Source organism: Metapseudomonas otitidis, from assembly GCF_900111835.1.
GTDB classification, from domain to species: domain Bacteria; phylum Pseudomonadota; class Gammaproteobacteria; order Pseudomonadales; family Pseudomonadaceae; genus Metapseudomonas; species Metapseudomonas otitidis.
In genome coordinates this window covers 239,169-255,864 of the sequence record NZ_FOJP01000002.1, presented here as the reverse complement: position 1 = coordinate 255,864, position 16,696 = coordinate 239,169, and the positions used below count along the sequence as shown (strand labels likewise).

Below are 16,696 nucleotides of genomic sequence, written 5' to 3'. Positions count from 1 at the left end.
ATGAACAGCCCCTCGCTGACCGCACACGCCCGTCCAGGCCAGGACGCCACCGGCGACGAAACCCGCCACTACGACACCGACCTGCCGGCGCGGCTCGACCGCCTGCCCTGGGGGCGCTTCCATACCCTGCTGGTGATGGCGCTGGGCATCACCTGGCTGCTGGACGGCCTGGAGGTCACCCTCGCCGGCTCGGTGGCCGCCGCTCTCAAGCACAGTCCGGCCCTGCACATGAGCAACACCGACGTGGGCCTGGCCGGCGGCATGTACATCGCCGGGGCGGTGCTGGGAGCGCTGTTCTTCGGCTGGCTGACCGACCGCATCGGTCGCCGGCGGATGTTCTTCATCACCCTTGCGGTGTACATCGCTGCCACGGCCGCCACCGCCTTCGCCTGGAACCTATGGAGCTTCCTGCTGTTCCGCTTCCTCACCGGAGCCGGCATCGGCGGCGAGTACTCGGCGATCAACTCCACCATCCAGGAGTTCACCCCGGCCCGCTTCCGTGGCTGGGTGGACCTGGGCATCAACGGCACCTTCTGGATCGGCGCCGCCCTCGGCGCGGTGGGTTCGGTGGTGCTGCTGGACCCGGACGTGGTGGGTGGCGACATGGGCTGGCGCCTGTGCTTCGGCATCGGCGCGGCGCTGGGGCTGGTGATCCTGCTGATGCGCCTGTGGCTGCCGGAAAGCCCGCGCTGGCTGATGATCCATAACCGCCCGGACGAAGCAAAGGCCATCATCGACGCCATCGAGGCGCGCTTCCGCCGCGAGGGGCACACACTCGCCTCCGTCGACCATCTGCCGCGCATGCGCCTGCGCGGGCGGGACCACACGCCCCTGGCGGAGGTGCTGCACACCCTGTTCGTGCGCCACCGCCGCCGCGCCCTGGTGGGCCTCAGCCTGCTCACCAGCCAGGCGTTCTTCTACAACGCCATCTTCTTCACCTACGCCCTGGTGCTGACGGACTTCTACGACGTCCCGGGGGACCAGGTGGGCTGGTACATCCTGCCCTTCGCCCTCGGCAACTTCTGCGGCCCGCTGCTGCTGGGCCGGCTGTTCGACCACGTGGGGCGACGGGTGATGATCAGCAGCACCTACATCCTCTCCGGCGTGTTGCTGACCCTGAGCGGCTACCTGTTCCAGCAGCAGATGCTCGACGCCACCCAGCAGACCATTGCCTGGATGGTGATCTTCTTCTTCGCCTCGGCGGCGGCCAGCTCGGCCTACCTGACGGTGGCCGAGACCTTCCCGCTGGAGGTTCGCGCCCTGGCCATCGCCGTGTTCTATGCCTTCGGCACCGGCCTGGGCGGCATCGTCGGACCGCTGCTGTTCGGCCAGTTGATCGAGAGCGCCGAGCGCAGCCAGGTGCTCATCGGCTACCTGATCGGCGCCGGGCTGATGGTGGCGGCCGGGGTGATCCAGGCGCTGTGGGGCGTGGCGGCCGAGCGGCAGCCGCTGGAGAGCGTGGCGAAACCGCTGTCGCAGGTGGAGCCGGAAGCGGTCACTGCATGAGCGTGCCGAGGGTCACCACGGTGCCCAGCAGCACGAACAACCCCACCGTGCAGGTGATGGCGCTCTCCCAGCCATCGTCCAGCCAGTGGCCCCTGGGATAGCGCCCCAGGGTGCCCAGGCGCAGGACGACGCGGCCGACGCCGAACAGCACCCAGCGTAGCAGCACCTCCACCAACAGTTCGCCCAGCAAGCGGCCGACCGCGCCCAGGAGGCTGTCCATGGCTAATAGAGAGGCCGGCTGCCGAGGGTGAAGTCCACGGCCAGTTCACGGTCGTAGCGGGTAGCCCGCGCGTTCAGGTGCTCCCAGCTCAGCGCGCCGAAGCGCAGGTAGAGCCGCCCGCCTCGGCTGTCCGCCGAGAGCAGCGCCACCTGGCCGGCCTCGCGGCTGCCGTCGGTGGCCTTCAGGTCCAGGCGGTACTGGCCCAGCAGTTGGCCGTAACGGTCGACGTGATCGAGGGAGATACCGCCCAGGTGCCAGTCGCTGAGCAGCAGGTAACTGTCACCGAGGCAGGCCACCTGGCGTATGGCGGCGTCGGGCTGGTACCACCAACCCTGGCCCGCCAGCTCGTTGTTGTAGCCGGCCGGGCTGGGGCGAACGCTGACGGCACCACAGCCGGCCGGGCGCCCGGCGAACAGGGCCGGGTCCACCGGGGTGGCGGGCTGCAGTTCATGCAGGTTCAACGGCGTCTCCGGGTAGCCCCAGGGGAGATTGATGCGCGGCGGCGGGACCAGCACCTTCTGCAGGAAGCTGGCGGCAGGCGCATCCCGCAACTCGGGGTACCCGTCGGGCGCCTGGCCGATCACCGGCCGGCCGTCGCCCACCCAGGCCTGGCGATTGCCCAGGCGCAGGTCCTCGGCCTGATCGAGCACCTCCACATCGCTGCGCCAGGCGGCAGGCTCGGAATCCGGAATGAGGGTGATGCGCTCGATGACCACATAGCGCGAGGGCTCGCCGGCCCAGGGCACGGAGCGCCGCGCGCCCCGTGGCAGGGCCTGGTAGGTGCGGCCGTCCGCGTGCACGCTGCGATACCCGGCGGCCAGCAACGGGGCAACCGTGACCTCGGCGAAGCGAGCCGGGCCCTCCCGCAGCACGGTGATCTCCGCCGCCGGGCGGGTGGCGGAAATGACCTGGGCAGCCGGCTGGTCGCGGGTCACCCAGTACAACGGCCCACCGACGGCGATGACCACACCCAGGCCCGCCAACAGGCGCAGGGCGAACACGTCACCGCTCTCGCGCATGGCCAGCAGGATGCGCACCATGTAGTGCAGCCCCACCAGGGGCGGCCAGACGAGCAAGGCCGACAGCCCGGCCGGCATGGCACCGAGAAGGAGGCCCATGGAGAGCGGCAGGAAGGCCAGCTCACCGGCCAGCAGCAGACAGAAGGCGAAGAGGTTGGCCAGCCCGCCCGCCTCCTCGGGCTCGATGAACAGCGTCCACACCAGGCCGGCCATGCCCAGCCAGGCGCCGGTGGTCAGCAGCAGCCCGAAGCCCGACCCGCCCGGTATCAGCAGGCACAGCAGGGCGAACGGCAGGGCCGCCAGCACCCCGAAGACATAGCAGGCACGGCGCAACGCCGGCCAGTTGCGGCGCAGGAAGGGCTCAGGGGCAGCCGCCCCGAAGGCGGGTGGTGGGTTGTGCATGGTGTCGTCCGTGAACGCGCGTGCAGGCGATCCGCTCGCCTATTCGCCGATGTCCTCGTTCCAGAGTTCGGGGCGGGCGGCGATGAAGTCTTCCATCAACCGGATGCAGGTGGCGTCCTGCAGCACCTCGACCTCGACCCCGCGCGAGCGCAGCAGCGCCTCTTCGCCGAGGAAGGTGTGGTTTTCGCCGATGATCACCTTGGGAATGCCGTAGAGCAGGATGGCGCCGCTGCACATGGAACAGGGTGACAGCGTGGTGTACAGCACGCACTCGCGGTAGACGCTGGCGCTCTGCCGGCCGGCGTTCTCGAAGGCGTCCATCTCGCCGTGGCGGATGGCGCTGCCCTCTTGCACGCGACGGTTGTGGCCACGGCCGATGATGCGGCCCCGGTGCACGATCACCGAACCGATCGGGATGCCCCCTTCGGCGAGCCCCTGGCGGGCTTCGTCGATGGCGGCCTGCATGAATTCGTCCATGGGCGCTCCTGCGTACGCGGTGGAACCTGGGTTTCTCGGCCTGCGCAGCCGCAAGCCGCGCAGACCCTAGGTGACGAACGGCAGGCTGTCCACCCTCGCCTGCCCGAGCTGTGAATCAGCGCTCGCGCAAGGCCTCGGCGCGGGCACGGATGATCGGCTTGAGCAGGTAGCTGAGGATGCTCTTCTTGCCGGTCATGATGTCCACCGAAGCCACCATGCCGGGGATGATCAGCAACGGCTTCTCGTCGCTGCCCAGGTGGCTCTTACGGGTGCGCAGCTTGATCAGGTAGAAGCTGTTGCCGTCCTCGTCGGTGATGGTGTCCGCGCCGATCTGCTCCAGGTCGGCCTGCAGCCCGCCGTAGATGGTGTAGTCGTAGGCGGTGAACTTCACCATGGCCTTCTGTCCGGGGTGGAGGAAGGCAATGTCCTGGGGTCGGATGCGCGCCTCCACCAGCAGGGTGTCGTCCAGCGGGACGATCTCCACCAGGTCGCTGCCCGGCTGGATCACCCCGCCGATGGTGTTCACCAGCAACTGCTTGACGATGCCGCGAACCGGCGAGGTGACCAGGGTGCGGTTGACCCGGTCCTCCAGCGCCTTGCCGGTGGCCTCGGCCTTGTTCAGGTCGGTGCGCGCCTCGTTGAGCTGGGTGAGCGCCTCGCTGCGGAAGCGCGAGCGGGTCTCGGCGACCTTCTGCTCCACTTCCTTGATGGCCGATTCGGCCCGGGGAATGGCCAGGTTGGTGGCCTCCAGCTGGCCACGCACCTCCACTTCGGAACGCTTCAGGCGCAGGACCTCCACCTTGGAGATGGCCCCTTCCGCCACCAGCGGCTCGGAGATGGCGATCTCCTGGCGCAGCAGCTCCAGGCTGTTGCGGTACTGGCCCTGCTTGGAGACGAATTCGCGCTGCTCCTGCTGCTTCTGCACCAGCTGCTGCTCCAGCCCGGCCACTTCGTCCCTGAGCTGCTGCTGGCGGCTGCGGAACAGCGCCTCTTCGCTCTCGGCCTGGCCGGGGGCCTTCTGCCGCAGCGCATCGGGAATGGCCAGCTCGCGGCCGTCCACCTCGGCGCTCAGGCGCTCGACGCGCAGGGCCATGGCCACGCGGTCGGCCTCGGTCTCGCCGACGTTGGACTGGAAGCGCGTGGCATCCAGGCGCAGCAGCGGGTCGCCCGGCTCCACCACCTGGCCTTCGTGGACGAACAGCTCGGAGATGATGCCGCCCTCGAGGTTGGAGATCTTCTGCAGCTTGGACGACGGAATCGCCTTGCCCTCGCCCCGGGTCACCTCGTCGATCTCGGCGAAATGCGCCCAGAGCCCGAGGAACAGGGTGAAGCCGATCAGCGTCCAGATGGTCAGGCGCACCACCCGGGGCGCGTCCTCCACCAGGGCCTTGCTGACTTCCGGCAAGGGTTGGTCGGCCAGGCTCTCCTGGCCCTTGAAGTAGCTCATCAGGCCTTCGCCCATCGACTTACGCGACACTGATCTGCCCCTTCTTCAGCGCTTCCATCACGGCTTCCTTCGGACCGTCGGCGATGATCTGACCCTTGTCCACGATCACCAGGCGGTCCACCAGGGACAGCATGGAGGCGCGGTGGGTGACCAGCAGCACGGTCTTGTTGGCGACCACGGCCGCCAGGCGCTGTTTCAGGCGTTCTTCGCCGGTGTTGTCCATGGAACTGGTGGGCTCGTCGAGCAGCAGGATCGGTGGATCCAGCAGCAGCGCGCGGGCCAGGGCGACGTTCTGCCGCTGGCCGCCGGAGAGGTTCTGGCCACGCTCGCCCACCTGCAGTTCGTAGCCCTGGGGGTGCAGCCGGGCGAATTCGTGCACGCCGGACAGCTCCGCGGCCTGCAGCACCAGCTCGTCCTCGACGTAGCGGGCGCCGGACACCAGGTTGTCACGCAGGGTGCCGGCCAGCAGCTGGATGTCCTGGGGCACGTAGCCGATGTTGTGGCGCAGGTCGCTGACGTCCAGCTGGCGCACGTCCACGCCGTCCACCAGCAGGCTGCCGGAATCGGCCTGGTAGAGCCCGACGATCAGCTTGGCCAGGGAACTCTTGCCCGAGCCGCTGCGGCCGACGATGCCGACCTTCTCGCCAGGGCGGATGATCAGGTTGATGGTGTTCAGCGCCGGGTTCTGCTGGTTCGGGTAGGTGAAGGACACCTGGCGGAACTCGATGGCGCCCTGCAGGCCCTGGCGGGTCAGCGGCCGCTCGTCTTCGTGGCGTTCCTGGGGCAGCGCCATCATCTGGTTGACCGAGAACATGGTCAGCCGCGCCTGCTGGTAGCGGGTGATCAGGCCCGAGAGCTGGGTCATCGGGCCCAGGGCACGGCCGTTGAGCATGTAGCAGGCGATCAGCCCACCCATGCTGAGGTCGCCGGCGATGATCATGTAGACCCCGGCGACGATCATCACCACGCCGGCCAGCTGCTGGATCAGCAGGGTCAGGTTGAGCGAGAGACTGGAGAGCATCTTCACCCGCAGTTCGAGGCGGCCCAGGGTGCCGATGGTCTGCTCCCAGAGGTACTGGCGCTCGCTCTCGGCGTTGTTCACCTTCACCGCGTCGAGGCCGGCCAGGGTCTCGATCAGGCTCGACTGGCGCTCGGCGGACAGCGCCATGGTGCGGTCCATGGTCTCCACCAGCGGCTTCTGCAGCAGCCAGCCGAGGGTGCCGGCGAGCACGAAGGCCACCAGTGGCACCCACACCAGGTGCCCGCCGAGGATGCCGATCACCAGCAGGATCAGCAGCGTGAACGGCAGGTCGATGACGCTGGTCATGGTCAGCGAGGCGAGGAAGTCCCGCAGCGTCTGGAACTCGTGGATGTTCTGGGCAAAGCTGCCGACCCGCGCGGGCCGGTGCTTCATGGCCATGCCGACGATGCGCTCGAACAGCGTGGCGGAAATGATCATGTCGGTCTTCTTGCCCGCCAGGTCCAGGCACAGGCCGCGCATGGTCTTGAGCAGCAGGTCGAAGACATAGGCGCCGGAAATGCCCACGGCCAGCACCCACAGGGTGGCGGCGGCCTGGTTGGGCACCACGCGGTCGTACACGTTCATGACGAACAGCGGCGCGCCGAGGCCGATCAGGTTGATCAGCAGGCTGGCCGCCACCGCGTCGACGTAGAGCCAGCGGGAACGCTTGAGGGTGTCGCGGAACCAGTGCTTGACCCGGGGAATCAGCGTGCCGTGGTTGAGGTCGAACTTGTGCCGCGGCTGGGCGAAGAAGGCCTGGCCGGCGTAGTCCTCGGCCAGGGTCTCGCGGGGGGCGCGCACCTCGCCGCCGTCGCTCTCGCTCAGCAGCAGGCGTGCATCGCCATTGGCTTCCCAGCCCAGCAGCACGGCGCAGCGACCCTCCTTGAGGATCAGCATGGCCGGCAGTGCGATGGCCGGAATCTGCTCCAGCTTGCGCTGCAGCAGGCGCCCCTGCAGGCCGGCCCGGGCGGCCGCACGGGGCAGCAGCTCGGGGGTCAGGCGCTGGCCGGGCAGCGGCAGCCCCGCCGTGAGCATGGCCCGGCTGGCCGGGCGCTGGTGCTGCAGGCAGAGGCTGAGGAGGCTGTCGAGCAGGGGGTCATCGAGCTGTCCGCGTGGATCGTTGGTGAAGGGTAATCGACTGGCTTCTTGATCCACGCTGGAACACTCTTTTCAACGGTACGGGGGTTGGGCGCTGCTCAGTTGAGGCCCGGCAGGTTCACTTCGGGCTTCAGCTCACTCTGAACGACGCTCGCCATGGGCGCGACGACACCCTGGCTCTTGAGCAGCTCGCCCATGGTGGCTTTGATCCGGTACTGAGTAAACAGCTCCAGGTAGCGAATTTCAGCCAGGCGGCGCGAGGCGGTGAACAGCTCGTTCTCGCTGTCCAGCAGGTCCAGCAGGGTGCGTTCGCCGATGCTGAACTGCTTCTGGTAGGACTCGCGCACGCGGCTGCTGTAGTCCACGTACTGCTGGGCGATGGGCAACTGCTCGCGGGCGTTGGCCAGGGCGTTCCAGGACAGGCCCAGGTCTTCGTTGAGCACGCGCAGGGCGTTGTTGCGGATGTCCAGGGCCTGGTTCACCTGGTAGGACTTGGACTCCAGGTCGGCCTTGTTGCTGCCGCCGGCGAACAGGTTGTAGCGCATGCGCAGCATGGCCTGCCATTCGTTGACGTGACCGTTCTGGCCGTCCAGGTCGTTGTCGGCGCCACGGCGCAGCTCGGCATCGAAGCGCGGGTAGAAGGTGGACTTGGCGGCGTCGTACTGCTTCTCCGCAGCGGCCACGTCGGACTCGGCCGAACGCAGGATCGGGCTGTTTTCCAGCAGGGCGCGACGGGCCTCGGCCAGGTCGGCGGGCAGTTGGCCCGGCAGGCCGGACGGCTCGGTCAGTTCGAGCGGGTCGGTGCCCACCACGCTGAAGTAGTTGGTGCGGGCATCGGCCAGGTTGGTCTGCTCGGTGATCAGGTTGTTGCGGGCCTGGGCCAGGCGCGCCTCGGCCTGGTCCTGGTCGGCCAGGCGCCCTACCCCACGGGTGCTGCGCAGGGTGATCTGGTCATAGATGCGCTGGTGGCTCTTCAGGTTCTCCTCGGCCAGGCGGACCATCTCCTGGCGCTTGATCACCTCGATGTACACCTGCGCCACGTCCAGCGCGGTGCGCTCGGAGGTGCCCAGCAGCGAGTAGGCACGGGAATTCACGGTGGCCTGCTGGCGCGCCACTTCGCTGGAGGTGGCGAAGCCGTCGAACACCATCTGCTGCAGGGTCAGGGCCGACTCGCCACGGGTCATGGTCCGCCAGTGGTCACCCTGGCCACGGGTGGTGGTGTTGTCGCTGCCTTCGCGGCCATAGCCGGCCACCACGTCCACACGCGGCAGGTAGCCGCCCTTCGCAGCCTTCAACTGATAGTCAGCCGACAGACGGGCATTCACCCCGGCCTGGACCTCCGGGTGGTACTCGATCGCACGCTGCATGGCCTCCTGCAGAGTCTGCGCGTGCAGGGGAAAGCTGGCGACAAGGGCAAAGGGCAAGGCGGTAACAAAGCGCAGACGCATGGAAAGGCATCCTTTCATGGAAATTCGGTGGGTTTCTGTCCGGGCAAGATTCCGTCAGGGAATTGGCGTCAACCTTGCTCAAACAGCGAGCAGAAATCCGTGACCCAAGTCAGTCCTGATCCTTCTGTCAGAACTATCTTAAATAGCTGCGAATATCAAAGTGACATTACGTAGGCAATTGTTTAGGATGGCAGACAATTGGTCAATACTTTGGCATATACCCAATAGCGAATCTGAATAAGCCAAATTACTGACGCCAGCTTTTCAACACCACCGAATCAATGAAGGAATGCAGCGCCGATCCACCTCTGGAACGACTCGGCGCCGCAAGCTGAAGCCAAACCAGGAGATTCACCCCCATGAGCACTGTCGTAGCCGTAGTGAAAAGCGTCATCGGCCAGGTCGTTGCACTCTCCGCCGAGGGTGTGCAGCGTCAGCTCTTCGAGGGGGATCGGATCTTCCAGGGTGACGAGATCGTCACCGGCGCGGCCAGCATGGTCACCATCGAACTGCCCGATGGCCGCCTGATCGACCTGGGCCGCGACACCCGCTGGGCCAGCAATGAATTCGCCCCCCAGGCCGCCGATGACGGCGCCGCCCAGACCGCACCCAGCGCCGAAGAGCTGCAACAGGCCATCGCCGCCGGTGTCGACCCGACCCAGGCCTTCGAAGCCACCGCTGCCGGCGCCACCAGCGCCGGCGGCTCCACCAGCGGCGGTGAAGCCGGCGGTGGCCGCAGCTTCGTCCTGTTGGACCCTACCGGCGGAGTCGTTGAAGCACAGATCGGTTTCGCCACCCAGGGCCTGGCCAACGGCGCCTCCGGCACCACCGAGACCCAGGGCGCCCTGCCCAACATCGCCCCGCAGTTCACCGGCGCCGATGGCGGCCCCATCACCACCTTCAGCCTGAGCACGCCGGAAGACACCCCGATCAGCGGCACCTTCACCGCCCGCGATGCCAACGGCGACCTGATCACCTTCAGCGTCACCCAGGGCCCGGCCAACGGCACCCTGGTGTTCAACCCCAACGGCACCTGGACCTACACCCCGGCCCAGGACTACAACGGCGCCGACAGCTTCGTCGTGACCGCCACCGACGGCCGCGGCGCCTCCACCCCGCTGACCGTCAACCTGGGCATCACCCCGGTCAACGACGCACCGGTGGCCAGCGGCACCTACACCGCCGACGTCAACGACACCGCCGGCCTCGACACCTTCGCCGACATCAAGGGCCAGCTGACCGCCACCGACGTGGACGACACCCAGCTGACCTGGAGCGGCAGCGGCAAGGGCGCCTACGGCGAACTGACCGTCAATGCCGACGGCACCTACACCTACGTCGTGGACGCCAAGGCCGTGAACGGCCTGCAGGACGGCGAGAAAGCCAGCGACAGCTTCGTCGTCACCGTGCGCGACCCGTCCGGTGCCAGCGACACCCGCGTCATCACCATCAATTTCAATGGCGCCAACGACGCGCCGATCGCCACCGCCAGCAGCGCCGACGTCACCGAAGACCAGACCGTCAGCGGCACCCTGCAGGCCAGCGACGCCGACAAGGGCGCGGTGCTCAGCTACAGCCTCACCGACAAGGCCCCCGCCGGCTTCAGCCTCAACCCGCAGACCGGCGCCTGGACCCTGGACGCCGGCAACGCCGCCTACCAGTCCCTCGCCGAAGGCCAGAAGCTGACCCTCACCGTGCCCTATGAAGTGACCGACCAGTTCGGCGCCAAGAGCACCAGCACCCTGACCATCACCGTCACCGGCGTGAACGACGCCGCCGTGCTCGGCAGCGCCGACGTGCAGCTGGACGAGACCGACAGCGCCCTCACCACCGGCGGCACCCTCAGCATCACCGACATCGACAGCCCGGCCACCTTCGTCGCCCAGACCGGCACCGCCGGCAACTACGGCACCTTCAGCATCGATGCCGCCGGCAACTGGACCTACGTCGCCAATGCCGCCTACAACGAGCTGAACGTCGGCCAGAAGCTGGTGGACACCTTCCAGGTCACCAGCGCCGACGGCACCAAGACCAGCGTCACCGTCACCATCAACGGCACCAACGACGCCGCCGTGCTGAGCAGCGCCGACGTGCAGCTGGACGAAACCGACAGCGCCCTCACCGCAGGCGGCACCCTGACCATCACCGATGTCGACAGCCCGGCCACCTTCGTTGCCCAGACCGGCACCGCCGGTACCTACGGCACCTTCAGCATCGACGCCGCCGGCAACTGGAGCTACGTCGCCAACTCCGCCTACAACGAGCTGAACGTCGGCCAGAAACTGGTGGACACCTTCCAGGTCACCAGCGCCGACGGCACCAAGACCAGCGTCACCGTCACCATCAACGGCACCAACGATGCCCCGGTGGCCGTGGACGACACCGTCACCCTGGACGAGGACAGCGTCGCCACCGGCAACGTGCTGACCAACGACAGCGACGTCGACAGCACCAGCCTGAGCGTCACCGGCTTCAGCATCGCCGGGCAGAACTACCAGGCCGGCGACACCGCCTACCTGTCGGTGGGCAAACTGACCCTGCTGGCCAACGGCGAGTTCTCCTTCACCCCCAACGCCGACTACAGCGGCGTGGTACCGGCCGTCACCTACACCCTCAGCGACGGCTCCCTGAGCACCACCGGCACGCTGCAACTGGTGATCAACCCGATCAACGACGCCCCGGTCAACAGCGTCCCCGGCGCCCAGACCCTCGACGAAGACGGCAGCCAGACCTTCAGCACCGCCAACGGCAACGCCATCAGCGTCACCGACGTGGACGGCGACACCCTCACCACCACCCTCAGCGTCGGCCACGGCACCCTGACCCTGGGCAACCTCGGCAACGGCGTGACCTTCAGCGGCAACGGCACCGGCACCCTGGTGCTCTCCGGCAGCGCCCAGGCCATCAACGCCGCCCTGCAGGGCCTGAAGTACGTTCCGTCCGCCGACTACAACGGCCAGGACACCCTCAACGTCCGCACCAGCGATGGCCAGCTCACCGACAATGACAGCATCGGCCTGACCATCAACCCGGTGAACGATGCCCCCGTGGCCGGCGCCACCGACGCCGCCACCGAAGAAGACGCCGCCCCCATCAGCGGCCAGCTGGCTGGCAGCGACGTCGACGGCGACACACTGACCTACACCCTCAGTGGCCCCGCCCCGGACGGCTTCCAGCTCAACGCCAACGGCACCTGGACCCTCGACCCCAGCGCCGCCGGCTACCAGAGCCTGGCCAAGGGCCAGGTCCTGACCCTGACCATTCCCTACAGCGTCAGCGACGGCAGCCTGAGTGCGAAGAGCACCCTGACCATCACCGTCACCGGCACCAACGATGCGCCGAAGATCGATGCCGCCACCGCCGCAGCCAATGAAGGCGATGGCGTCATCACCGGCCAGATGGTCGCCACCGACGTCGACAACGGTGCCCAACTGACCTTCACCACCCCCGCCACCGTCGACGGCCTGACCCTCAACAGCAACGGCAGCTGGAGCTTCGACAGCAGCCACAGCGCCTACGACAGCCTCAAGGCCGGCGAGCAGCTGGTGATCAAGGTGCCGGTCACCGTCACCGACGAATTCGGTGCCAGCAACACCGCCAACCTGGAAATCACCGTCACCGGTACCAACGACGCCCCGGTGGCCAGCGCCGTGTCCGCCAGCGGCAGCGAAGACCAGCCCGCACGCATCCAGGTCGACCTGGCCGGCAGCGACGTCGATGGCACCGTCACCGGCTTCGTCATCACCAGCCTGCCCCAGCACGGCCAGCTCTACGCCTCGGCCAACGGCGGCACCCCGCTGAAAGCCGGCGACAGCGTCACCGGCCCGGTCTATTTCGTCCCGGACAGCGACTGGAACGGCACCACCACCTTCCAGTACCAGGCCGTGGACAACAACGGCGCCACCTCCACCAACGCCACCGCCACCATCAACGTCTCCCCGGTGAACGATGCGCCCGTGGCCAGCCCCACCAGCGCCAGCGCCACCGAGGACGGCCCCACCGTGGGCGGCCAGCTCGCCGCCACCGACGTCGACGGCGACAAACTGACCTTCAGCCTCAAGGGCAACGCCCCGGCCGGCTTCAGCCTCAACCCCGACGGCACCTGGACCCTGGACCCGAGCAACGCGGCCTACCAGTCCCTGGCCACTGGCGAGAAGCTGGTCATCCAGGTCCCGTTCACCGCCACCGACGGCCAGCTCAGCAGCGACAGCGTGCTGACCCTGACCATCACCGGCGTCAACGATGTCCCGGTGGTCACCGGTGCCATCAGCGTCGGCACCGACGAAGACGCCGCCGGCCAGGTCATCGACCTGCTGGCCAAGGCCAGCGACACCGATGCCAACGACGTGCTCAACGTCGTCAACCTGCGCGAAACCAGCGGCAACGATGCCTCCGGCGTGACCGTCAGCGGCAACACCCTGGTGCTCGACCCCAGCGCCTACAACTACCTGGCCAAGGGCGAGAAGGTCACCCTCACCTACGAATACGAGGTCAGCGACGGCCATGGCGGCCTGGTCACCACCCAGGCCACCGTGGTGATCGACGGCGTCAACGATGCCCCCGTGGTCAGCGCGGCCATCGCCACCACCACGAACGAAGACGCCGGCGCCCAGCAGGTCGACCTGCTGCAGAACGCCAGCGATGTGGACCGCAGCGACGTGCTCTCGGTGGCCAACGTCAAGCTGGTCGGCAGCGGCGACACTGCCGGCGTGACCGTCTCGGGCAACACCCTGCAGGTCAACCCCAACGCCTACAACTACCTGGCCGCCGGCGAGAAGCTGGTGCTCACCTACAGCTACGACGTGGTCGACGGCAACGGCGGCGTCACCCCCACCACCGCCACCCTGACCATCGAAGGCCGCAACGACGCGCCGGTGCTGGAAACCACCGTGCAGACCGGCAGCGTCACCGAACGCGCCGACGGCGTGCCCGGCGAGAACGCCGGCAACCTCAGCGCCACCGGCGACATCGGCTTCGAAGACGCCGACCTCAACGACAGCCACAGCGTCAGCACCCAGCTGGTCAGCGCCACCGACGGCAATGGCCAGGCCGTGGCCGCCCTGGGCAGCCTCGCCGCCACCCTCAGCGATTCCGCCACCGGCGACGGCCAGGGCTCCGTGCACTGGACCTATAGCGTGCCGGCCGGCTCCCTGGACTACCTGGCCGCCGGCGAGACCCTGACCCTGGTCTACCGCGTGACCGTCACCGACGGAAGCAACGCCAGCGCCAGCCGCGACGTCACCATCACCGTCACCGGCAGCAACGACGCCCCGGTGGTCAGCGGCGCCATCACCTCGGTGACCAACGAAGATGCCCAGCCCTACAGCATCAACCTGCTGCAGAACGCCAGCGACGTCGACGCCAAGGACGTGCTCAGCGTCATCAACCTGAAGCAGATCGGCACCGGCAACGCCGCCGGCGTGACCTTCGACGCCGCCAGCAACAGCCTCAAGGTGGACCCGTCCGCCTACAACTACCTGGCCAAGGGCCAGAACCTGGTCCTGAACTACGAATACGAGGTCAGCGACGGCCACGGCGGCCTGGTCAAGACCAGCGCCAGCGTCACCATCGAAGGCCGCAACGACGCCCCCGTGGTGGACAGCAACGCCATCACCGTGGCCGAGGAAAGCGTCGGCACCCCGCTGGGCCTCAAGGCGCCCACCGATGTGGACGGCGATGCGCTCACCATCACCGTCACCGGCCTGCCCGTGGTCGGCCGCGTGACCCTGGCCGACGGCACCACCGTCAGCAATGGCCAGACCCTCACCAGCGCCCAGCTGCAGGGTCTGAAGTACAACGCCCCCGCCGACTACAAGGCCGGCGACCCGGTGGGCAACTTCACCTACAGCGTCAACGACGGCACCACCACCGTGGTCGGCAGCGTGGCGGTCAGCGTCACCCCGGTGAACGACCTGCCGGTGGTGGACAGCAAACCCCTCACCGTGGCCGAGGAAAGCGTCGGCACCCCGCTGGGCCTCAAGGCGCCCACCGATGCCGACGGCGACGTGCTCACCATCAAGGTCACCGGCCTGCCGGTGGTCGGCCAGGTCACCCTCGCCGACGGCTCCCTGGTCAGCAACGGCCAGACCCTCACCAGCGCCCAGCTGCAAGGCCTGAAGTACAACGCCCCCGCCGACTACAAGGCCGGCGACCCGGTGGGCAGCTTCACCTACAGCGTCAATGACGGCACCGCCACCGTGAACGGCAGCGTCGCCATCAGCGTCACCCCGGTGAACGACCTGCCGGTGGTGGACAGCAAGCCCCTCACCGTGGCCGAGGAAAGCGTCGGCACCCCGCTGGGCCTCAAGGCGCCCACCGATGCCGATGGCGACGTGCTCACCATCAAGGTCACCGGCCTGCCGGTGGTCGGCCAGATCACCCTGGCCGACGGTTCCCTGGTCAGCAACGGCCAGACCCTCACCAGCGCCCAGCTGCAGGGCCTGAAGTACAACGCCCCTGCCGACTACAAGGCCGGCGACCCGGTGGGCAACTTCACCTACAGCGTCAATGACGGCACCGCCACCGTGAACGGCAGCGTGACCATCAGCGTCACCCCGGTGAACGATGCGCCCGACGCCCGTGACGACGCCCCGACCCTCAGCGGCCTGAAGGGCAGCTACTACGCCTACCGCGAAGGCGCCGACGGCCCGAACCTGAGCAACCTGGCGATGGTCAAGGACTTCATCGCCAAGCACGCCGCCGACGCCACCTTCACTGCCACCTCGCTGAACTATGGCAACGGCGTGAGCAGCGACCTGGGCGGCAACGGCAACCTGCAGAAGTTCCTCGGCAGCGACGCCGCGACCCTGAACACCGACCCGGCCAACACCTCCGACGCCATCGTCGAGCTGAGCGGCTCGGTCAACCTGGCCGCCGGCAACTACCAGCTGCGCGTCACCGCCGACGACGGTTTCAGCATCGTCATCGACGGCAAGGTGGTGGCCGAGTACAACGCCAACCAGGGCCCGACCGCCCGCGAGTTCGCCACCTTCAACGTACCTGCCGGCGGCGCCCACCAGATCCAGATCATCTACTGGGACCAGGGCGGCCAGGCCCAGCTCAAGGTGGAGATGCGCCCCGAAGGCGGCAGCTACACCGTGCTTGGCGGCAACAGCCTGAGCCATGGCCTCGACGGCCTGGTGACCGCTGAAGACACCCCGCTGACCATCGAGCCCGCCACCCTGCTGGGCAACGACACCGACGTGGACGGCGACAGCCTGACCATCATCAGCGTGCAGAACGCGGTCAACGGCACCGTGGCCCTGGTCAACGGCAAGGTGGTGTTCACCCCGGCGGCCAACTTCAACGGCACCGGCTCCTTCACCTACACCGTCAGCGACGGCAAGGGCGGCACCGACACCGCCACCGTCAAGGTGGGCGTCACCGCAGTCAACGACCTGCCGGTGGTGGACAGCCACGGCCTCACCGTCAACGAGGAAAGCGTCGGCACCCCGCTGGGCATCAAGGCGCCCACCGACGTGGACGGCGACGTGCTCACCATCAAGGTCACCGGCCTGCCGGTGGTCGGCCAGGTCACCCTCGCCGACGGCACCCTGGTCAGCAATGGCCAGACCCTCACCAGCGCCCAGCTCCAGGGCCTGAAGTACAACGCCCCCGCCGACTACAAGGCCGGCGATGCCGTGGGCAGCTTCACCTACAGCGTCAACGACGGCACAGCCACCGTGAACGGCACCATCAACCTGGCGGTCAACCCGATCAACGACCTGCCGGTGGTCAACAACGCCAACGTCAGCGTGGACGAGGACAGCACCCTCACCAGCCAGCTGAACGCCACCGATGCCGATGGCGACAGCCTGACCTACACCCTGAAGACCGGGACCAACAACGGCACCCTGGTGTTCGACACCGCCACCGGTCAGTACACCTACAAGCCCAACGCCAACTACAACGGCCCGGACTCCTTCACCGTCACCGTCAACGATGGCAAGGGCGGCGTGGTCGACGCCGTGGTGCGGATCACCGTCAACCCGGTGAACGACATCCCGACTTCCAAGCCGCTGGACCTGACCACCGTCGAAGACAATGCCGCCACCGGCA

At 67.9% G+C, this 16,696-nt stretch carries 8 protein-coding genes; 2 read left to right on the top strand and 6 right to left on the bottom strand.

Annotated elements, in window-relative coordinates; translation table 11 throughout:
• Window positions 1-1,506: an MFS transporter gene (locus BM198_RS03630; protein WP_074967861.1), complete on the top strand. Its 1,506-nt coding sequence runs from the start codon at window positions 1-3 to the stop codon at window positions 1,504-1,506.
• On the opposite strand, the gene BM198_RS03625 is transcribed toward BM198_RS03630, so the two are convergent.
• From BM198_RS03625 to BM198_RS03600, 6 genes are all read right to left on the bottom strand, one after another.
• Window positions 1,496-1,726 (bottom strand): hypothetical protein, encoded by a 231-nt coding sequence (locus tag BM198_RS03625; protein WP_074967859.1) that lies wholly within the window; start codon window positions 1,724-1,726, stop codon window positions 1,496-1,498. The two genes, BM198_RS03630 and BM198_RS03625, sit on opposite strands and share 11 nt — an antisense overlap.
• A 2-nt stretch (window positions 1,727-1,728) precedes the next feature.
• Complete coding sequence (locus tag BM198_RS03620; protein ID WP_074967857.1) at window positions 1,729-3,147, bottom strand: hypothetical protein; 1,419 nt, start codon at window positions 3,145-3,147, stop codon at window positions 1,729-1,731.
• A 39-nt stretch (window positions 3,148-3,186) separates the two neighbouring features.
• Window positions 3,187-3,624 carry a nucleoside deaminase gene (locus BM198_RS03615; protein ID WP_074967855.1) on the bottom strand — a complete coding sequence of 146 codons (438 nt, stop codon included), beginning with the start codon at window positions 3,622-3,624 and terminating at the stop codon, window positions 3,187-3,189.
• Window positions 3,625-3,739: 115 nt separating this feature from the next.
• Window positions 3,740-5,086 carry an HlyD family type I secretion periplasmic adaptor subunit gene (locus BM198_RS03610; RefSeq protein WP_074967853.1) on the bottom strand — a complete coding sequence of 449 codons (1,347 nt, stop codon included), beginning with the start codon at window positions 5,084-5,086 and terminating at the stop codon, window positions 3,740-3,742.
• Window positions 5,087-5,090: 4 nt separating this feature from the next.
• Window positions 5,091-7,247, bottom strand: a complete 2,157-nt coding sequence (locus BM198_RS03605; RefSeq protein ID WP_074967851.1) for a type I secretion system permease/ATPase — start codon at window positions 7,245-7,247, stop codon at window positions 5,091-5,093.
• Between the two features lie 41 nt (window positions 7,248-7,288).
• The gene (locus BM198_RS03600; RefSeq protein WP_074967849.1) at window positions 7,289-8,638 is read right to left on the bottom strand and encodes a TolC family outer membrane protein; all 1,350 of its coding nucleotides are present in this window, start codon (window positions 8,636-8,638) and stop codon (window positions 7,289-7,291) included.
• Window positions 8,639-8,997: 359 nt separating this feature from the next.
• Here BM198_RS03600 and BM198_RS03595 point away from each other — a divergent pair.
• The coding region (locus BM198_RS03595; RefSeq protein ID WP_139233564.1) for a retention module-containing protein at window positions 8,998-16,696 on the top strand (7,699 nt) is incomplete at its 3' end.